Genomic DNA, 20203 nt, shown 5'->3' on the forward strand with positions numbered 1-20203 from the left:
AAATAATACCAAACGCATTAATGAATTGACCTATTTTATACGAAGAGTAAATGGTCAAATACAAGGCATTTATTTTAATAACTAGTTGCTCTAATTATTAAATAAATAACGATGTAATTGGCCATTTAAGCGAGTATAAATGATCAATTGGTTATTGCGATTGGTATATACCCGTAACCATTCAAGATGCAGGTTTCAGTGGGAACTAAAAACAATTTAGGCGAGGCATTAAGTTTACGTCATGGTTATTCCCTTACTAAAGTTAATAACGCAGCATAAATTGTTTTTAGACCCATCGAAGAAGCACTTGAGCAAAATCACTTCTTCGTTAATGCTTTTTATAAGGGAACGACCATTATTACAAAACATTGCCTTGAATTGATATCGCTCAAGTGCTCTGAAATACGCATCTTGATTGGTAACGGGTATAAATACTTATACTACGCCAGCATCAGTAAATGCAGCGCTAACAATCACTTTAGCTTCAGAGAATATAAGCTGTAAATGTTCATCACTAATAAAACTCTCCGCATAAATTTTATAAACATCTTCAGTTCCTGACGGACGAGCAGCAAACCAGCCATTCTTAGTCGTAACTTTAATACCACCAATCGCAGCATTGTTACCTGAAGCATGAGAAAGTATTTGCGTAATTTCTTCACCAGCTAAAGTGGTTGTTTTAATCGCATCAGCCGTTAACGCTGTTAAAACCGCTTTTTGTTGCAAGCTTGCTACGGCATCTACCCTTCCGTAAAAAGGCTTACCCAATTTAGCTGCAATAGCTTCAAAACGTTGATGGGGATCTTGGCCTGTAACAGCTAACATTTCAGCCGCTAATAAAGCCATGATAAAACCATCTTTATCGGTCGTCCAACATGAACCATCTCTTGCTAAGAATGATGCGCCAGCACTTTCTTCACCACCAAAGGCATAACTGCTGTCGTGTAAACCGTCTACAAACCATTTAAAACCAACAGGCACTTCTGATAAAGGACGTTCAATCATATCAGCAACACGGTCAATTAATGAACTTGACACTAAAGTTTTACCTATTTTACAGCTTGACGGCCAATCACGATGCGTCATTAAATATTCAATAGAAACAGCAAGATAATGATTAGGGTTCATTAAACCGCCAGACTTAGTAACGATACCATGGCGATCAAAATCAGGATCATTACCTACAGCAACATCAAACTTGTCTTTCATGGCAATTAAGCCAGCCATAGCATATGGAGATGAACAATCCATACGGATTTTCCCATCTTTATCTAATGGCATAAATGCAAAGCTAGCGTCTACTACGGGGTTAACTATTTCGATGTTAATACCGTATTTTTCAGCAATAACAGGCCAGTAATGAATACCTGAACCGCCTAAAGGATCAACACCAATAGTAACACCTGATTTAGCAATAGCGTCCATATCGATAACTTGATCAAGCTGGTTAACATAATGCTCAATAAAGTTTTGTTTAGTTAACAAAGGAGAACTTAGTGCCTGAGTGAAAGCTGTTTTCTTAACATCTTTTAACTGGGCTAAAATAATATCGTTAGCACGCTGCTCAATAAGTTTAGTTACTTCACCTTCTGCAGGACCACCATGAGGAGGGTTATATTTAATACCGCCATCTGTTGGTGGATTATGCGATGGTGTAATAATTAATCCATCAGCTTGATCAGAATTAACTTTATTATGGCTTATAATTAAACGGGAAATAACAGGTGTTGGTGTGAAGCCATCATCATGCTGAATAACAACAGGTATATTATTACCAATTAATACTTCTATCGCACTCGCAAATGCTGGCTCCGATAAAGCATGGGTATCTTTACCTAAAAATAACGGCCCTTTATAACCTTGCTCAGTTCTATATTCTGCAACAGCTTGGCAAATGGCAATGATATGACATTCGTTAAAACTTAATAAACTTGCATTTCCACGGTGACCAGACGTACCAAAAGTCACTTTCTGTTCAACAATATTTACGTCGGGTGTTTGTAAAAAATAATCACTCACTAATCGACCAATATTAATACGATCTTCTGGTCGCGCTAGTTTTCCTGCATGAGGGTGAACTGACATGTAATATCCTCTAATGTTTAATTAAATTGTTGAACCATTTATCTATAATAATTCTCGAATATCTTCTGCTTCGCTTTCACTGTAACCCAAAGCTAAAGCGACTTTTGTTAAAATCATTTTTTTACGTGTAGTATTTGAATTTGTAACAACCCAGTAAGGGCTTTCTGGAATTTGGAAAGGTTTGGTACTGCTTCCACTTTCCGTTAATTCATTCAAGTTCGCAGAAAAATACAAACGATCTCTACCTCTAATATCTGAAACAACCGAAAAGTTATTCGCATGAACACGATATAAAGCACCAAGAATTAATAAAAATCGTCCTACTGCACCTCGCTGCATGGCCAACTCTTCTTTGTTTAAATAATTAAAAACAGACTCATTTGTTTCTATTTCTTGGGTTACTGACTGATTATCGACAGTTGTCTGTTCAACAACATTTTCAAATTCTGGCTCTTCTATAATTTTTATAGGCTCAATACTGTCGGCTATTTTATCGGTAGTGATGCTATTGGTATGCTGTTCATTTTCAAACAAAAGTCTACGTAATATAGACGATGCACTTTCGCCAATAAATTGTGTTTGTGATGCGATATATTGATAAAGGTCTTCTTCTATTTCGATATTTTTCATTAATTACCTTGATACCTTGGAGATTAAAATACTACGAACGCATTGTGATTATACTTATCTTCACTATAAGTCTCTACAATCTTTTAAGTTTCAACACGACTTTATAAAAAGGTACCCAAAAATAATTTCATTAAAATTGCAAGACTTAGAAAAAAAAACGACAATAGCACTATTGTATTACATCTAATGAAAAAGCGATTTTAATGCCGTTACTTAATTACACTCAACAAGGCTTCGGCCCACATATTATTCTTATACACGGGTTATTTGGCAGTTTAGAAAACTTAAATATGGTGGCCAAAGGTTTACGTGAAAATTATACCGTTACCAGTATCGATGTAAGGAACCACGGCAGTTCGTTTCATCAAAACTCGATGAGCTACCAAGAGCTAGCTCAAGATGTTGTAGATGTTATGGCACATTTATCGATTGATAAAGCGCACGTTTTAGGCCATTCAATGGGAGGTAAAATAGCCATGCATTGCGCGTTAGCCTTTCCTGAGAAAGTAAATAAGTTGATTATTGCCGATATTGCTCCAGTAGAGTATCCACCACACCATAATCAAATAATAGAAGGTTTAAAGTCGATTGACTTGTCAGTAATAAAAAACAGAAAAGATGCAGATACCCAACTATCACATTATGTTGAAGAGACTAGCGTACGTCAATTTCTCCTCCGCAACCTAACAACAATTGATAACCAGTTAACTTTTAAATGTAATATAAACTTTATCAGCAATTGTTATAAGCAGATCATGGTAGGCTTAGATACATCTCACACTTTTAATGGTGAAACGCTATTTATAAAAGGTGGCCAATCAAACTACATTCTAGCAGAGCATCGCCCCAAAATACTGGCACTTTTCCCTGCAAGTAAAGCTAAAATAATTCAAGATGCCGGACATTGGTTACACGCAGAAAAAACCTCAATATTTAATAAAATTGTCGCCAGTTTTTTAGCATAATTAAAATATACCCGTTATCATTCAAGATGCAGGTTTCAGTGGGAACTAAAAACAATTTAGGCAAGGCATTAAGTTTACGTCATGGTTATTCCCTTACTAAAATTAATAACGCAGCATAAATTGTTTTTAGACCAATCGAAGAAGCGTTTGAGCAAAATCACTTCGTCGTTAATGTTTTTTATAAGGGAACGACCATTATTACAAAGCATTGCCTTGAATTGATATCGCTCAAGCGCTCTGAAATACGCATATTGAGTGGTAACGGGTATAGATCAATTGTTCGTATTTTAAGGCTAAAATATTTGGGCTTAGATGAAGGGCTATGCTACTATACGGCCTGAATTTTTTAGGGTGAATTATGTTAGCAGAGCATTTAGAATTAATTGAAACAATAGCACTTAATCTTGCTTTCTTAGCCATATTTGGTTTTATTGGAATAACGATTCATGATGTTATGAAAAGTAACAATGTTCCCAAAAACGGGCAATACGTTGTTTATTTAGTTTTATTTTTAGGATGTGCAGGTTTTATCGCAAAAGGCGTTATCCAATTTATTTGGGAAAGCCAAGGCGTAGGTTAAAATGAAATAGTATGGCTAAAGAAGTAACAGACTTAACAACAATTGATTTATTTCAAGACGAAAAACGTCCGGGGCGCCCTAAAACGAATCCCCACTCTCGCAGTGTGCAAATAAAGATCAACAAAAGAAACCAAGTTAAACGTGATAAAAATAACGGATTAAAACGTGTTGAATTTAAAATTCACCAGTCGTTATTTCAGCAACTTGAAAAATTGGCAGAAGAAAAAGGTGTTAACCGTAGCCAATTAATTGAATCATTATTGACACAATCGTTAAAAAACATTTAGACATTAATAGTATTAGCCTTTAACAATAGGCTAGATTACAGATAAAAAGGTTATAAGTTCATGGCAATTGTAGGTTTATTTTTCGGAAGTGACACTGGTAATACCGAAGCCGTTAGTAAGATGATCCAAAAAAAATTGGGTAAAAAGCTAATTGAAGTTAAAGATATTGCAAAAAGCACTAAAGAAGAAATAGCAGAGTTTGATTTACTTATTCTTGGTATACCCACTTGGTATTACGGTGAAAATCAGTGTGATTGGGATGACTTTTTACCTGAATTAGAAGAGATTGATTTTACCGATAAACTGGTTGCTATATTCGGCTTAGGTGATCAAGAAGACTACTCTGAATACTTTTGTGATGCTATGGGTCCACTACGTGATATTGTAGAATCTAAAGGCGCTATTTTAGTGGGTCATTGGCCAACTGAAGGTTACGAGTTTGAAGCATCAAAAGGATTAATAGACGATAATACATTCATCGGTTTATGTATTGATGAAGACAGACAAGCAGAGCTAACAGACGAGCGTGTAACTAAATGGGTTAACCAGCTTAATGATGAAATGTGCTTAGCTGAGTTTGCTGAATAAGTCTTTATTATTCACCTATCATTAAAAAAAAGCTTTAATATTTATAATATTAAAGCTTTTTTACTTTATCTTAAATGCTTTTTCTTACGTATATAAAGTGTTTTATTTACCCTAGCAACTAACTCACCTTTCTCATCTTTTATTTCTATTTTAAAGTTCGGTAAATGTTTTTCACCACTTTCTGCGTTAAGCTTAATTTCGTTAATAATGTCGTCTGAAAGTGTAAAATCTGCATAAATTTTTCCTTTACCTGGTTTAATAAAGTCTATATCTGAGTACTTATCCCATACATGATATTCACGCCTTAAAAAATGCATAAGCATTAACATATAAAACGGATCTGTCATTGCAAAAATTGAACCTCCAAAATGAGAACCAACCGCATTACTATTCCAAGCACTTAGCGATAAACGTACGCGTGCTTTTTTAAAATCTGGAGAAATATGCACTAATTTAATTCGAGAAAAAAACAAGGGAGGCCAAATATTTAATAATAATTTCATTACCCATGCTTTTTTAAATATCCATTCCATTACACTTCAACCTACCTAATTCATATCAATAACACCAGAAACACATCGTACCAGTTATTTTATCGCAATATAACATGAATAATACTCAATTAAACAGTTTAACTTTAAACAAAGCCTTTCAACCTGACGAATAAACCCCTATAATTTTGACCTAATTATTAATAAAAAATAATAGAATATTTATGCCTGATCAAAATGAAGAACTAAAACGCGCTGGTTTAAAAATCACCCTTCCAAGAGTAAAAATACTTTCTATCTTGCAGGATCCAGCCAATCAACATATCAGTGCTGAAGATGTATATAAGATCTTATTAGAGCAACATGAAGAAATCGGTTTAGCGACGGTATATCGCGTACTTAACCAATTTGATGATGCTGGCATTGTTTCTCGCCATCACTTTGAAGGTGGAAAATCAGTATTTGAACTTTCTCATAAAAAGCATCACGATCATTTAGTATGTTTAAAATGCGGTAAAGTGGTTGAGTTTGAAGATGATATGATTGAACAAAGACAGCTTGATATCTCAAAAGAGCACAACATAAAACTGACTAACCATAGTTTATATCTTTATGGTGAATGTAATGATGTTGATGAATGTGAAGCTTACCGTAAGAGCAATTATTAAATTTAGTATTATCAATTTAATAATACAAACATAAAAAACCGACTTTCGTCGGTTTTTTTATGTTTGTATATGTCTACCCATTGCTATTCAAGATACGTATTTCAGCACCTTGAAAGCTATAGGCTTAACTAACATGAACTAGTTAGTCACCCATTTTAGCCCAAGTATCTCTTAAGCCAACGGTTCTGTTAAAGACTAACTTATCACCTTTAATTGATTCTTCAGAGTTGTCTAAACAAAAGTAGCCTTGGCGTTCAAATTGAAACGCTTGCTCAGGCTTTGCGTTAACTAAATACGGCTCTACTTTAGCTTTCGTATTAATAATAAGTGAATCAGGGTTAATTACAGAATTAAAATCTTCAGCTGCGCTCGGATTTGCAACCGTAAATAAGCGATCATAAAGTCTAATTTCAGCATCAAGACTTTGTTCTGCAGATACCCAATGAATAACACCTTTAGGTTTAGTACCATCTGTTGGGTTTTTGCCTAATGTTTCAGGATCATATTTACAATAAACCGTTGTAACATTACCTTCTGCATCCTTATCACAACGAACAGCCGTCACCACATAAGCACCACGTAAACGCACTGCTTTATCTAAAACTAAACGCTTGTACTTTTTATTAGCTTCTTCTCTAAAGTCTTCAGCTTCAATGTATAACTCTTTGCTAAAAGGAACAATACGTGTACCTTGTGCGTCATCACTAGGATGATTTTTAACGGTTAGCTCTTCAACTTTGGCATCATCGTAATTTTCAATGACTAATTTAATTGGGTCAAGCACAGCCATAGCGCGTGGAGCATTATCATTTAAATCTTCACGAATACAGGCTTCTAGTACGCCCATTTCAACCGTGTTATCCATTTTGGTAACACCAATACGCTTAGTAAATTCTCTAATAGAAGCAGCGGTATAACCACGACGCCTAAAACCAGCAATAGTTGGCATACGAGGATCATCCCAACCAGTTACAAGACCTTCATCAACTAAAGTATGTAATTTACGCTTACTCATTACCGTATATTCAAGGTTTAAGCGTGAAAATTCGTATTGATGAGGTGTAATATCAATAGATACATTACTCAGTACCCAGTCATATAATCGACGGTTATCTTGAAACTCTAACGTACATAAAGAATGAGTCACACCTTCAATCGCATCCGATAAGCAGTGTGTAAAATCGTACATTGGATAGATACACCACTTATCACCGGTTTGATGATGATCAGCAAACTTAATACGATAAATAATAGGATCACGCAAACACATAAAGCTTGAAGACATGTCTATTTTAGCTCTTAAAGAACACTCCCCCTCTTTAAAGCCGCCTTCTCTCATTTTTTGAAATAAAGCTAAATTTTCTTCTGGTGTGGTATCTCTATACGGACTATTTTTGCCTGGTGCTTTTAGCGTGCCGCGATATTCACGGGTTTCTTCACCATTTAAAAAACACACGTAAGCTAAGCCTTTTTCAATCAACTCTACGGCAAAGTCATGTAAACGGTCGAAGTAATCTGACGAATAACGAATATCACCAGCCCATTCAAAACCTAGCCATTTAACATCGGCTTGAATTGAGTTTACAAAATCAATATCTTCTTTTTCAGGGTTAGTGTCATCAAAGCGTAAATTACATTGCCCTTTATAATCTTGAGCAATACCAAAATTTAAACAAATAGACTTAGCATGACCTATATGTAAATAACCATTAGGCTCAGGAGGAAAACGAGTTTGTACCGAATTATGCTTACCACTTTCTAGGTCTGCATCAATAATTTGGCGAATAAAATTTGTTGGACGGTTTTCAGCTTCCGACATCCAAGGAACCTCTAATAAAGTAGTGATAAAACATTAATTAATTTCATTATATCAACTGTTATAACTATCTAATACTATAAATTTACTTATGTTTATTAAGTAAAGCTTTTACTTTTCATATTTGTTTACGCATCATCATATTTATTCACCAACTTATTCACCTCAAACAAGTCAAACTCAGCAACAAGATAAACTTAAAAAGGAAGTATAAAATGAAAAAAATAACAAAAGGAAAATTAAGGCCGTTTATAAAAGAATACACAGGCTTATTCTCATTTATCATATTAATGGTATTTTTTCGTAAAATAGATTAATAAAACGAGTCATTGGCTTACCGGGTGATAAAGTTTCTATGGCTAACGAAATACTCACCATTAACGGCAATCGACTAAGCTACACATGAAATGTGACAGAAAACCATAAAAAAAACAGACAGTTGAAAACTTACTAGGATTAAAACACATAGTAAAACACGACCCGACTAAAAGCTCCAACGTAGCTTCATTTAACACAGTTACCGTACCAGCAGAGCATTATTTAGTATTAGGTGATAACCGTAGAAATAGTGCAGATTCAAGAGTGTATGGTTTTGTACCAAGAAAGGAACTAAAAGGTAAAGCTAATTATGTAGCCTTTTCATTAAACTACGATAATTATTACCTTCCTAAAACCCACAGATTTTTAAAAAATTTATATGCCTTATGATATATTTAATTCAAATTTAGGTTATTAATCGCTTTTAATTTAAAGGTGATGATTAAGTTTTAGCTACAACGTATTGTTCATCACGTTTAATTACAGCGTAAGCTTGATTATATTTACTGTAGATGCAAATTGGCCTTCTATGTAATGAACAATACACATTACCATCAGGCTTTAATTCATCACGACTAATATCAGCTCCTTGATGTGGGCACGACGCAGAAATAGCTCTTAAATCTTCAAGGCCGTTATCTAAATCTACTTTATAAATCACAATTTTTTGCACTGATTCGCTCAATGGTAAAATAGCCTGCCCTACTAAAACATCATCTCGATTTGTAGACCTAACATCAGAAATACTAATGTCTTCATTCACTACGCCGCCAGCAGGGAAAAACTGCTTAAGATCTTGTTGATTCATACTTTCCTTTAAACTAAAAATAATAACGCTATGTCATATAAAAAAGTATTTTTACACTATTTGATTATTAAGTCATGCTGAAATATATAAAAATAAAAATTGATTAAAGCCTTAAGAAAAAACACTTAAAGCTATTAATCAATTAATAATAAGAAAGAGGGATCTATGAATGATATTCTTATTTTAATCTTGTAGTAAATAACTCAATACAAAAAGATTAGTAATTGTATATCCCATATTCATCAGAGGCTGGAGATTCTTTCTTTAAACGTTGTTGCTGTTTCATCATTTTAGTATCACGACGTTTTCGTTTTTTTTCACTGCTCTTAATTTCAAATTCTGAAAAGTCAGTGAACTCTTCGTCATCGTAATTCACATTATCCCATTGTGTAGTTGCCATAATAAATCCTCATAAAAGTTTATTTAAATTTAATCGGTTAATATGATTTTTTTATGACAAAAAAATGAAACTTATAACGAATTGATAATGTCATTAAAATACACCTATAAAAATAGAATTAGCTGAATATTACGGCTCAAATAAAAGACTAAAAGCATCAAACTAAAATTTAGACAAAAAAAATACGACCGAAGTCGTATTTTTATTTAAAGCTAGCCAATCCTTGCTAATACTTCATCCTGAAGTTTTATTATCCATAGCATCCTAGCAATATCCATATTAATTAAGTCATCCCGACTTATCCTTATACCTTCCTTAGATAAAAGCTCCTGCTCTTTCTTAAATCCTATGTCTTCCTGACAGTGTTAATATTAAAGAATTTATATTTTTTACCTAGATGCTAAAAAACAAATAATAAATATAATTTTATCCTAATATAAAAAATACATTTAATTACAGTAAGTTAAAAAATAAAAAACGATTAACTACGTCATAAAACTATTATTCACTTACGTATTTATGGGTAATGTCTTACAAAGTAATATGCTAATACGCCTATTTTGCCTACTAAATGAGAGAAGGCTTATTTACCAAACTTAACGTACTCTTTTATATATTTAAAAAAATAAAAATACAGTGTCATAATATTGTAATATTAATGTGTTAGCTAAAAAGCAACTCCCTTGCTACTATTATCTAGTATTAAGAAATAGGAGAAAAAAATGTATAAACGTATGTTAACCATGGTTGCTGTTTTAAGTTTTAGCCAAGTTGCTGTAGCAGACAAAGCAGAAATATTTAAATGCATTGACTCTAAATCGCTTACTGTTCAAGAAGAGTGTGTTGCTAATACTTTCGCACAAGATAGTTTTAATGATAATTTTTATTCTCAAATAGCAGAAAAAGCCTACGAGCCAAGTAACGACGCTTTTGCTTCAATCACTTACTATCCAAAACTGAACTTAATTGAAGTTAAGTCTATGGAACCTAAAAGTAAAACAACCTTAATCGCTAGCCGATAATTATTTTTTGGGGAATACGACTAAATCTATTCCCCAAATTAGTTATTTTACTCTCCTCATAAATTGTTATAAATTTATCATATCCCTTTGTAAATAAAGTGCTTTGTACTTTGAATAACAACTCAGAAAATAACAATCATATCAATCAACTTCTGCGTAGCATTAAGTCATGTACCTTATGTGAGAATGATTTACCTCTCAACCCCTTACCTATTTTACAAGCAAGTAGTAACAGTAAAATACTCATCGCTGGCCAAGCCCCAGGAATAGTCACTCACGAAAAAGGTATTCCTTTTAATGACAAAAGCGGTGAAAGATTACGTAAATGGCTAGGAGTCACTGAAGAACAATTTTACAATCCCGAACTATTTGCCATTATTCCTATGGGGTTTTGTTATCCTGGAACAGGGAAATCAGGCGACTTACCTCCATTGCCACTCTGCGCTAAAACATGGCGACCAACGTTAATGGAAAGACTCGAGCATGTTGAACTCACTATCATTCTAGGAAAACACGCAACTAAGTGGCATTTAAACACTAATGTGCCTATCACAGAATTAACATCACAATGGCAAAGCTTACTCAAAGAAAAACAATTAGTGCTGCCTCACCCTAGCCCACGTAATAATATTTGGTTGAAAAGAAATGAATGGTTTGAAACTGATGTGCTCCCAAAGTTGCAATTGATGGTACAAAAAATACTTACTTAATGAAGGTTACTTAATAAAAACTATCTATACGCTTGCAGGAAATTTATAATAGCTAATTATATAAATACACTCTTTAATAATGTTACCAAAAGGCCACGCATGACAACTGAAAACCCATACCACAATAACCCTCTTCACGGCCTAAAACTAGAAACCTTATTAAATGAGATTGTTGACCAATATGGGTTTGACTTACTTGACGCCTACTTAAATATCAACTGTTTTAGAAAAAACCCAAGTATTGCCTCAAGCATTAAGTTTTTGAAGAAAACAGATTGGGCACGTGAAAAAGTAGAAGCTTTTTATTTGTATCAATACAAAGGGCTACCAAAGGCTGACGACGAACAATTTCAACTTCCGCCACGTGCACGCATTGTTCCTGCCGATCAAAAAACCAAAGAACCTGCTGATTTAAGCTTTGAAGACGCCGAACGCTTACGCGCTAAAAAAGCAATCAAAACACGTGAAAGAGCTGCAAGTAAAGGTAACCCTTGGGCGAATGTAAAATAACCTACCCAAACCCCATAACACTAATGCTTTACTAGTAAAGGGTACGTAAACAAACTTAAATGAATAAAGTTTAAAATAAAATGCCCTAAAATAGCGTAAGTTATTTTACCAGTAACGTGATAAATAAAACCATATAGCACACCCGCTAATGTAGCGATTAATACATAAGCTAAACCTCCAGCGAAGTGTGCAACACCAAATAAAAGACTCGCAATAAACAACCCCGCTATAGGGTTAAAAAATATTGCGAGTTTTTGCTGAATATATCCCCTAAAAAACACCTCTTCAATCACACAGGTCAGCAATAAATTATTTAAAGCAAAGAGCCACCACCAGTTAGGTATGTTAGGTTCAAATTGTATCAACGGTATAATGCTAGCTAGCGTGAAAATAACAATAAAGCCTACAGTAACAAGTAAAAACAACTGAAGACTGCCTATCCTTTCGCAATAACGAGGCTTATCATTAGACAGTAAAACAGTAGGCATCATCAACAACAACGCAAATAAAATCAGCGGTTTGTCTAAATTTAAATACAAAGTAAAATCAGAGCTATTAATACTCTTATTCACCTTATCTAACACCAATAAATTATTAAAACCCGGTAATAAATGGGCAGCTAACCCAATACATAATAGAATCACTAGGCTGGTAAGTATTGCTTTAACCCAACGGTGGCTATTTTTATTCGCTATAAACGCCAAGCTAAACAAAACAGCGAGCACACCAATCCCCACTAAACTTATAGAATCTAATATAAAAGCCGATATTAAAGTAATAGCTATACTAAACCATGCCACTTTAGGTTTAATAAAAACACTGACAATACTAATAAATAGTAAAGCCCAAGGTATAACTTGTGGAAAAAATAACGTTGAAAATTGAGACGACACTTCAGAAGATAAAAGTTCCGCGTGTAAAAGATCGGTGTTAAACATAATTACAGATAGCTAATAAACTAAACATATAAATTATCATAACTTAGTAACGAGTAATAAGTGTAAATACCTATTATATTTACTGCTTTTTATAAGCTTAAACAGGAAAATAGAATAATGATTAAACAAATTTTAAACAAATAGTCATTTATTTAAACTTAAATGAGATTTGCCCTAATTAATTTACTTTTATTATGCTTAAATAAAGAATGTGTCGTATTAAATAACAAACAGCAAAATATCTAATGGAGATAATTAATGTCGGATAATAAAAAATACCGTTTAGTAACCCGTAGTGATTTCGATGGATTAGTTTGTGCCATACTACTCAAGCATATTAACTTGGTTGACGATATTCTCTTTGTTCATCCTAAAGATATGCAAGATGGTAAAATTGAAGTTGGAGCAAACGATATTTCAACCAATTTACCTTATGTTGACGGCGTACATATCGCTTTTGATCATCACCACAGTGAAACCATTCGTAACGGTAAAAAAGACAACCATATAATAGATCCAAATGCTCCTTCAGCCGCACGCGTAGTTTACGATTACTACGGCGGATTAGAAGCTTTCCCTGCAAGCTGGAAAGACATGATGGAGGCAGTTGATAAAGGTGACTCTGCACAATTTAACATGGAAGAAGTATTACATGCTAAACGTTGGGAATTACTTAACTTCATCATGGACTCACGCACAGGCTTAGGTCGTTTCAGAGATTTTCGTATTTCAAACTACGAACTTATGATGAACTTAATCGACTATGGTAAAGATCACAACATTGACGAATTACTCGCACTGCCAGATGTTAAAGAACGTACCGACTTATACTTTGAGCACGAAGAGAAATTTAAAGAACAAATTAAGCGTTGTGCCACCGTGCACGGTAACTTAGTTGTTTTAGATTTAAGAGAAGAAGAAGTTATTTATTCAGGTAACCGTTTTGTTATTTACGCCCTATTTCCGCAATGTAATATTTCAATCCATGTTATGTGGGGCCTTAAAAAACAAAATACGGTATTTGCTACCGGTAAATCTATTTTTGATCGTAGTTCAAAAACCAATGTTGGCGAGCTAATGCTTAAATACAATGGTGGTGGGCATAATGCCGCAGGTACTTGTCAGGTTCCACATGCTGAAAACGAAGCATGCCTTGCTGATTTAATTAAAAAAATTAACGCTGATGGCTAATTATTAGCTACATTTCATAGCATTGTACTTTGAATAAAACTAGATAGGTTGAATGTGAACTACAGTGGATCAATGAACTAAGAATACTTGCTTTTGATGCAAGTATTCTTAAACATATAATATGCTATATCAACTACGCTTTTTTACGAAGTCTAGCCAATACTAAAAATGATAAAGCCATAATACCTAGAGTTGCAGGTTCAGACACAGAAGTACTTGTTTCACGTTGCAGTTTATTAATAACAGCAGTTTCAAAATCACCAAAGGTATTTGCAACATTAACAAAAGCACCTGGGCCACCAATTACATTATTAGTATAGTAATTTGATATACTTGAACTACCAATAGCTAAACCATTAATAGTTATACCGTTACTTACCGCATTATCTCTAGCAGCTTGATCTAAAGATGCAAAACTAGTTCCGTCACCTGATACATCAATTAAAGAACGTGTTGCTGTAAATCCGTTATTAATCATTAAGTCTACCGCCCTATTTACACCAGTGTAGATAGAAGTACCGCCACCACCAGGTCTCACAAAAACATCTAGAACATCCGCAAATGCATTAGCGTCAGCTATAGTGTTTAATACTACAAAAGTATCTAAAGATGTACTAAAGAAATTTGAAGAGAAAAACACAGCATTTACTGCAATACCATTTACGCTATTAGCAATATTATTTTGTACTGTCGCATTACGGAATGCAGCTGCGTAACCATCCATTTGTAAATTATATTCTGTAGTATTTACACTACCAGAAACATCAATAGCTAATGATAACTCTACATCAATTATAGTTGCATTAGCATTTGGTAAGACAAATGCTAATGCCATTAAAGAGCTACATATTATTTTTTTTAATTGGGAGCCTATGTTCATAATGAATCCATCCTATTGTACGTGTTGAGTTTTTTAAAGTGTTTGATTTTTTTTCGTTACATTACCGTTAAATAATTGTAACAATAATTTAAAAGCAAAAACCAAACCATAAAAATAACCTTATAAAAATCAATAATTAAAAGAATATACATATAAATCTTTATAATAAGTGTAAAATTATCTGACAATTGCATTGCAGATTATGTATTTATATTTAAGAAATAAAACGTTATATACAGGCAATCAATTTGCTATTTTCCAATAGTAAATATATTTTTGACCACTGTTTAAAAATATAAGTATGTTATGACATAACACAATTAAAAAATCATAAAGGTAAATAAGGTCATTTATGGCAAAATCTCAATGCTCGTCTTGCAATCATATTGTTAAAGCAACAATCCGCCATTGCCCTATGTGTAATGGCAGTATGAAAGCGATTCAAAAGTCGGCACTAAAAACATGCCCTCGCTGTACCACAAAGTTAGATGAATATATTTACCGAGACCACGAGCTCGATAAATGTAATACCTGCGAAGGAATATGGCTACAGCCAGATGAATTCTCAGTACTCACCTCTGAGTTTGATGTTTATAGAGACGACAGCAGTAGTCCTTTATACATGCGGCCCGGTTTACCCGCATCAGAAAACTACCTACCCTGTGCTAACTGTAAAAAAATAATGTCGCGTCGTAACTTTAAATCTATATCTGGTGTGCTGATAGACTCGTGCATTAACTGCGGCATTTGGTTAGATAAAGGGGAGTTAGAATTTATTAGAAGCTTTATCGCCAGTGGGGGGCTAGATAAATCACAAGACAATAAATTAGTGAAACATGAGCTAAAAATAGAAGCACTCGATGATCGTGTTTCAGATGTTGAACTGATGGAAAAAATGCTGAATAAATTCAATTTGAAAAGAATATTGTTTAGAGGGTTTTGATCTCTCATTTAGTCAAAACGTTTCATTACACCTTAGATATTTAGATTTATCTTATAGTTTGAAGTCGCTAGTAGTAACACAGCACTATAATCAATAATAAATCATCAACAAAGCTATCGGTATTTTAATTTTGTTATTTCAAATATCGATAGCTTTATAGAATATAAGTTGTATTAATTACTACGGATTAACGGTAGAAAATAGCTTCAACTTGCTGCTTAAGGTGCAAAGCATTTTTCTTTGAATTAAAGCTGCCACCTAAATCAATAGCTTTTCCTATATCAGTGATCAGCCTTAAACTAAATTTCTCACTAGTTTGCTTACCGTTGGTATGGGTAGTTGACGAGCTAAATGGCTCGATACTCTGTACTTCATTATGAGTTAATATCAGTTGATTGAATGACCAAGAGAAAAAATAAAAATCTAACTGTAAGTTATTAGGACTCACTTTTATTTTACAATTTCGCCCATATCCCCATATACCCAAACCTAAGAAAATACAGCTCATACCAGCAAAAACGACACCAAAAAATGAATCACCAATGGTATAAATTAACGTACCAATAATAAAAAAAAGAGCACCAATACCAGCAATAGGTAAGCTATCTTTAGATTTTGGAGTATGTAGAGCCATTACATCTTGTTCCTTACTAACGTCCATATTTAAACGGTCATTTAACAACCGTTCTTCATGGCGAGTTAGTGGATGTTGCTCTAATTCTTCTACCTCTGTAGTGCTCTGCTCAGTAACAAATACTGGCACTTCATAATTACGGTCAAAGTTTATACCTGATAAATCACCTTTAACTGCTATTTCCCATTTATGATAGCTACTACTAGGCGCACTAGATTCAGGTTTACCTGCCGGTACAGAAAAATCAAAATCAACTTTTCTTCCTGCGGCGCTTGGTCTGGCAAATAGCTTTTGAATATCAGAATAAATAATGCTTTGATGTAATTCTGTTTTATTGCCACTACGTGTGGTCCAATACTTAGTACAGCTTAACGTTGCACTATATTTACCCATTCCCGAATGATTCCCCGGAATAGTTAAACCACCTTTAACTTTACCACCAACCATACCAGGATACAGGCTAAGGGTTAACGGTACTTTATTAAAGTAACGCCACTCTTTCTGTATGCGTTTGGCACGTAATATTAACCATAAAGGTGGAATTAATAATAGTATTGAAAATACCGTTGCTATAGGGTGTTGTCCAAAAATGGCAAGAGCAAACATACCAAAAAACATACTAGCGAGTACGGCAAAATACCAAGCATGCTTTACACTCTTTTGTGCATCTGAATAAATAATGGGTGACGCCCATTGCGTACGTGAAGACCATGGCTTTGTTGGGTCAACATTCTCGAGTATTGCTTCTTTCTCTGGGCGGCTATAACTAATAATCCCCCAACCTACCATCATAAAAACACCACTAAAAAGTGTCATAAGCATAAGAAAACGAAAATCTAAAGAGCGATCATATATAGAGTCTCGATTATCACTTGGATTAACCCAAATAGTAATACCGTTATTTACGTTATTTTCATTATGTATTTTGGTTAGTAAGTCATAAGAATCATCGCTATCACTACTCGCGTTATCATTCATTATTTTAGCGCGCTTACCTGTGTAATTATTACCACCAATACTATATTGATACTGCATAAGCACTTTATACATTGTGGTGTAGCCGCCATCATCATTACGACTTTGGTAGTTATGTACTTTTGCACTAATAAGTTGGCCTTTAGTCGCTTGCCAAAACTGCATTTTAGTAGCATCAATGACAGGTGATAACACCATAAAATAAAAAATAGCTAAACCTGCTAGGAAAAAAACGCCACCGAATAAAAAACCACCTTTTTTCATAAATATCCTTATTTTATATTAACTTGTACACCACTGTTTAGGAAACTTAACAGTTTTACTTTTCTATTCCAATAATTAATTATTATAGAATGATGACACTGTGGATTACTTGGTAAGAAATTGGCAACTACACAAAAGATAAACGCTATCAATATACATAGGTTCTCTAATCTACCCTGAAGAATAGATACATGTTCAATTATTTGATAATTAGAGGAACTTAAAAAATTTCTAAACTCAAGTGTTTGTATTCATTCTTAACCTATTGTCGCGGTGGCGACAGCACCCAAGGGGCGGCGTACCGCCGAGCCTCCCCTTGGAACCCCTCCGACGCCCTGCTCAGTGTAAACATGAATAGCCCTTTTTAGTTTACAGTCAATACCTGCGCCCTTTATTAAGGTAAGTCGTCCATGAAAAGCTGCAGACTTCACCATCGACGTGCATGGATGCACTAATGCCGTTAAGGCATGGATGCCTAGGAACGGCCATGGCTAAGCTTGACTGACACTTTAAAAATTGCAATTCATTCACTGAGACGGGAATTGGTGATCGCTTATGCTCTACGCAATCCCAAACCTAATTTTTAATAACGGTAGTTAAGCGATCACCAAGTCTGCGTTGAAAAATGTCTAAGTGAGAGATAAATATCAGCTATTACTGGTAGGACGCCAGTAAAGTTAAGTGACATTAATTATATTAAGGGATAAACGGTAACGTGCGATGCCATGGCAACCCAAAGGGGCGACGGCGATAGCGTCCCTTTGGGGTCGTCACCACCGCGACAAAATAAAAAGAACACAAAGTATAATAAAGGTTTTAACCTATTAAATATAAAAATCAAAGATTAACAAACTTAATTGATTTCAGTTAATTAATTAGTTAACTTTAAATATAAAGTTTAATATAAAGGAAAATTAATGGAATATCCTTTTTGTGTACTAAAACCTGAAATTATAATAGGGATATCTAGCATATTTATAGCTTCGATGGCTTTAATTGCTACAATATGGCAAGCATCTTCTTCCCATAAACATAATAAGTTATCTGTTCGACCATATATTTGTCAGAACCCACATTTTATTGATCGAGATGTGTGTAAGCTAACAATATCGATAACAAATAAAGGACTAGGGACAGCTGTTATTAAAGGTTTTACAATACACTTTAATGACACTGTCATCACAAATAATAATTTAAGAAATACAATTGGAAAAATCATTACAAAAGATTTTAATGTGATTCAAGGCTCGTTGTCTCAAGAAAACGCTTTATCTAAAGATGAAACATTAATTTTATTAGAAATTGAAAAAGAATCCGCCTCAACAATAGAAAATAGTATTTTTAACGAAATTGTTGAACAATTACGTGGAAAAGTTCATTACTCAATACTATATGAAAGCATTTATGGTGTACAACAATGCATGACTTGTAAATTTGAATAAAAACTAGTATTTTCTCCTAAAAAATACGCTTTATATTAGATAAAACAGTTTGCAATCAAAAGCTGATTACCAATCTGTTTTCTCTTTAAGTGTTTACCTATATCTGCTAAAGAACGAACAGTTTCAAGGCTTCTCTAGATTACTAGCGACATTCATAATTGTCGCTATTTAAATATGATTAGCTCTAAGGCAAAACCTTGCCGCACAACATCCCCCCCTACTCTCATAACCAAACAATTTGTACCTAAATTGCCTCATATCAACCACAAAAACCTCCCCAAACACCTAATTTAAAGGAGTTAGAATAAATACAAATATTGGCACATACTCTGCTAAATAATCATCATGCATGTAAAGGATTAAAAAATTCAAGGATACTCATTATGATGATAACTAATATAGATTATACCAGCATGGTGGAAAAGGCTCGTGCAAGTGGCGCTAGCAAGGTTGATTTCGGTTCAGTTGTACAACCAGTAGAAGCGATAAAAGGTCAGCAAGACACGGTGACTCTATCAAAACAAGCTTTAGCATTAATGAATGGCGATAATACTAATACTGAAGAAGCCGCCCCTACCTATATAAAACCTGAAACAGCACGCTCGCTATTAGCACAAAGTAAAGCTGAGTCAGGAGCTGCTGAAGTACAAGAAAGAAGTACGAACTTTTCTGATGTTATGCAAAAAATATTAGATCAACGTACAGGCGTTGATCGTAAAAAGCTTGATGAAATAAACGCTATGATAGAAGAAATAGCCAATAACGAAGATATGAGCCCTGAAGAAAAAGAAAAGGCGATTGAAATGCTAGAAAAAATGAAAGAAGAAATCATTGAAGAAAGTATTGAGCTACAAAAAGTAGCAAAGCAAACAGATAAACCTGAGGACGAAGTTTAATACCAATCCCAATAATTAATTGATCAGTTCTAGCCTATTTTTTAAAGGTGTATAGCCTGAAGCTTTAACAAAAAACCCGCTTTATCTATTAGATAAAGCGGGTTTTTACATACAGGGTGTATTAATGTCGCTCTAGCAGTAATACCAAAGAACGACAAAATT

The 20203-nt window shown here is 34.1% G+C and carries 23 protein-coding genes; 14 read left to right on the top strand and 9 right to left on the bottom strand.

Features of this window, described 5'->3' with window-relative positions; all coding sequences use genetic code 11:
• Positions 1-435: 435 nt before the first annotated feature.
• Both pgm and seqA read right to left on the bottom strand, forming a co-directional pair.
• The gene (gene pgm, locus B0X80_RS03160) at positions 436-2085 is read right to left on the bottom strand and encodes a phosphoglucomutase (alpha-D-glucose-1,6-bisphosphate-dependent) (protein WP_077338380.1); all 1650 of its coding nucleotides are present in this window, start codon (positions 2083-2085) and stop codon (positions 436-438) included.
• 42 nt (positions 2086-2127) lie between these two features.
• Positions 2128-2715, bottom strand: coding sequence for a replication initiation negative regulator SeqA (gene seqA, locus B0X80_RS03165; protein ID WP_077338381.1), 588 nt, complete (start codon positions 2713-2715; stop codon positions 2128-2130).
• A 203-nt stretch (positions 2716-2918) separates the two neighbouring features.
• Between seqA and B0X80_RS03170 the strand changes: the two genes are divergently transcribed.
• The 4 genes from B0X80_RS03170 to fldA all read left to right on the top strand — a co-directional run bounded on the left by B0X80_RS03170 (position 2919) and on the right by fldA (position 5135).
• Positions 2919-3680: an alpha/beta fold hydrolase gene (locus B0X80_RS03170; protein ID WP_077338382.1), complete on the top strand. Its 762-nt coding sequence runs from the start codon at positions 2919-2921 to the stop codon at positions 3678-3680.
• 358 nt (positions 3681-4038) lie between these two features.
• Complete coding sequence (locus tag B0X80_RS03175; RefSeq protein WP_076419138.1) at positions 4039-4260, top strand: DUF2788 domain-containing protein; 222 nt, start codon at positions 4039-4041, stop codon at positions 4258-4260.
• Between the two features lie 11 nt (positions 4261-4271).
• Complete coding sequence (gene ybfE, locus B0X80_RS03180; RefSeq protein WP_076419139.1) at positions 4272-4547, top strand: LexA regulated protein; 276 nt, start codon at positions 4272-4274, stop codon at positions 4545-4547.
• Between the two features lie 60 nt (positions 4548-4607).
• The gene (gene fldA / locus B0X80_RS03185) at positions 4608-5135 is read left to right on the top strand and encodes a flavodoxin FldA (protein ID WP_076419140.1); all 528 of its coding nucleotides are present in this window, start codon (positions 4608-4610) and stop codon (positions 5133-5135) included.
• 65 nt (positions 5136-5200) lie between these two features.
• On the opposite strand, the gene B0X80_RS03190 is transcribed toward fldA, so the two are convergent.
• Positions 5201-5668 (bottom strand): DUF4442 domain-containing protein, encoded by a 468-nt coding sequence (locus B0X80_RS03190; RefSeq protein WP_077338383.1) that lies wholly within the window; start codon positions 5666-5668, stop codon positions 5201-5203.
• A gap of 182 nt (positions 5669-5850) precedes the next feature.
• On the opposite strand from B0X80_RS03190, the gene fur reads away from it, so the two are divergent.
• On the top strand, positions 5851-6294 hold the full coding sequence (gene fur / locus B0X80_RS03195) for a ferric iron uptake transcriptional regulator (RefSeq protein WP_077338384.1): 444 nt from the start codon (positions 5851-5853) through the stop codon (positions 6292-6294).
• Between the two features lie 142 nt (positions 6295-6436).
• On the opposite strand, the gene glnS is transcribed toward fur, so the two are convergent.
• Entirely contained in the window at positions 6437-8113 is a 1677-nt protein-coding gene (gene glnS / locus B0X80_RS03200) for a glutamine--tRNA ligase (protein ID WP_077338385.1), read from the bottom strand.
• Between the two features lie 325 nt (positions 8114-8438).
• Here glnS and B0X80_RS20635 point away from each other — a divergent pair, with 325 nt between their 5' ends.
• On the top strand, positions 8439-8516 hold the full coding sequence (locus tag B0X80_RS20635) for a hypothetical protein (protein WP_281252995.1): 78 nt from the start codon (positions 8439-8441) through the stop codon (positions 8514-8516).
• A 59-nt stretch (positions 8517-8575) separates the two neighbouring features.
• Positions 8576-8818 (top strand): signal peptidase I, encoded by a 243-nt coding sequence (lepB, locus tag B0X80_RS03205; RefSeq protein ID WP_077338386.1) that lies wholly within the window; start codon positions 8576-8578, stop codon positions 8816-8818.
• A gap of 52 nt (positions 8819-8870) precedes the next feature.
• On the opposite strand, the gene B0X80_RS03210 is transcribed toward lepB, so the two are convergent.
• Positions 8871-9236 carry a Rieske (2Fe-2S) protein gene (locus tag B0X80_RS03210; protein WP_077338387.1) on the bottom strand — a complete coding sequence of 122 codons (366 nt, stop codon included), beginning with the start codon at positions 9234-9236 and terminating at the stop codon, positions 8871-8873.
• Between the two features lie 217 nt (positions 9237-9453).
• Positions 9454-9636, bottom strand: coding sequence for a hypothetical protein (locus B0X80_RS03215; RefSeq protein WP_077338388.1), 183 nt, complete (start codon positions 9634-9636; stop codon positions 9454-9456).
• Between the two features lie 722 nt (positions 9637-10358).
• Between B0X80_RS03215 and B0X80_RS03220 the strand changes: the two genes are divergently transcribed.
• The 3 genes from B0X80_RS03220 to B0X80_RS03230 all read left to right on the top strand — a co-directional run bounded on the left by B0X80_RS03220 (position 10359) and on the right by B0X80_RS03230 (position 11878).
• A complete protein-coding gene (locus B0X80_RS03220; protein ID WP_077338389.1) occupies positions 10359-10658 on the top strand; it encodes a hypothetical protein in 300 nt (99 codons plus the stop codon).
• Positions 10659-10768: 110 nt separating this feature from the next.
• Positions 10769-11368 (top strand): uracil-DNA glycosylase family protein, encoded by a 600-nt coding sequence (locus tag B0X80_RS03225; RefSeq protein WP_077338390.1) that lies wholly within the window; start codon positions 10769-10771, stop codon positions 11366-11368.
• A 99-nt stretch (positions 11369-11467) separates the two neighbouring features.
• Complete coding sequence (locus B0X80_RS03230) at positions 11468-11878, top strand: VF530 family protein (RefSeq protein ID WP_076419147.1); 411 nt, start codon at positions 11468-11470, stop codon at positions 11876-11878.
• Between the two features lie 20 nt (positions 11879-11898).
• On the opposite strand, the gene B0X80_RS03235 is transcribed toward B0X80_RS03230, so the two are convergent.
• Positions 11899-12816, bottom strand: coding sequence for a CPBP family intramembrane glutamic endopeptidase (locus B0X80_RS03235; RefSeq protein WP_077338391.1), 918 nt, complete (start codon positions 12814-12816; stop codon positions 11899-11901).
• Between the two features lie 258 nt (positions 12817-13074).
• Between B0X80_RS03235 and B0X80_RS03240 the strand changes: the two genes are divergently transcribed.
• On the top strand, positions 13075-14007 hold the full coding sequence (locus tag B0X80_RS03240) for a DHH family phosphoesterase (protein ID WP_077338392.1): 933 nt from the start codon (positions 13075-13077) through the stop codon (positions 14005-14007).
• 133 nt (positions 14008-14140) lie between these two features.
• On the opposite strand, the gene B0X80_RS03245 is transcribed toward B0X80_RS03240, so the two are convergent.
• Positions 14141-14887: a DUF1194 domain-containing protein gene (locus B0X80_RS03245; RefSeq protein WP_077338393.1), complete on the bottom strand. Its 747-nt coding sequence runs from the start codon at positions 14885-14887 to the stop codon at positions 14141-14143.
• 352 nt (positions 14888-15239) lie between these two features.
• Between B0X80_RS03245 and B0X80_RS03250 the strand changes: the two genes are divergently transcribed.
• Positions 15240-15830, top strand: coding sequence for a zf-TFIIB domain-containing protein (locus B0X80_RS03250; RefSeq protein ID WP_077338394.1), 591 nt, complete (start codon positions 15240-15242; stop codon positions 15828-15830).
• A 187-nt stretch (positions 15831-16017) separates the two neighbouring features.
• Here B0X80_RS03250 and B0X80_RS03255 read toward each other — a convergent pair whose 3' ends face one another.
• Positions 16018-17703, bottom strand: a complete 1686-nt coding sequence (locus tag B0X80_RS03255) for a DUF3592 domain-containing protein (RefSeq protein ID WP_077338395.1) — start codon at positions 17701-17703, stop codon at positions 16018-16020.
• A 917-nt stretch (positions 17704-18620) separates the two neighbouring features.
• Here B0X80_RS03255 and B0X80_RS03260 point away from each other — a divergent pair.
• Together B0X80_RS03260 and B0X80_RS03265 are read left to right on the top strand one after the other, a co-directional pair.
• Complete coding sequence (locus B0X80_RS03260) at positions 18621-19145, top strand: hypothetical protein (protein ID WP_077338396.1); 525 nt, start codon at positions 18621-18623, stop codon at positions 19143-19145.
• Between the two features lie 383 nt (positions 19146-19528).
• Positions 19529-20041, top strand: a complete 513-nt coding sequence (locus tag B0X80_RS03265; RefSeq protein WP_077338397.1) for a hypothetical protein — start codon at positions 19529-19531, stop codon at positions 20039-20041.
• The last annotated feature ends 162 nt before the right edge of the window (positions 20042-20203 follow it).

The sequence above is a fragment of the Pseudocolwellia agarivorans genome, assembly GCF_002000085.1.
Classification (GTDB): Bacteria; Pseudomonadota; Gammaproteobacteria; order Enterobacterales; family Alteromonadaceae; genus Pseudocolwellia; species Pseudocolwellia agarivorans.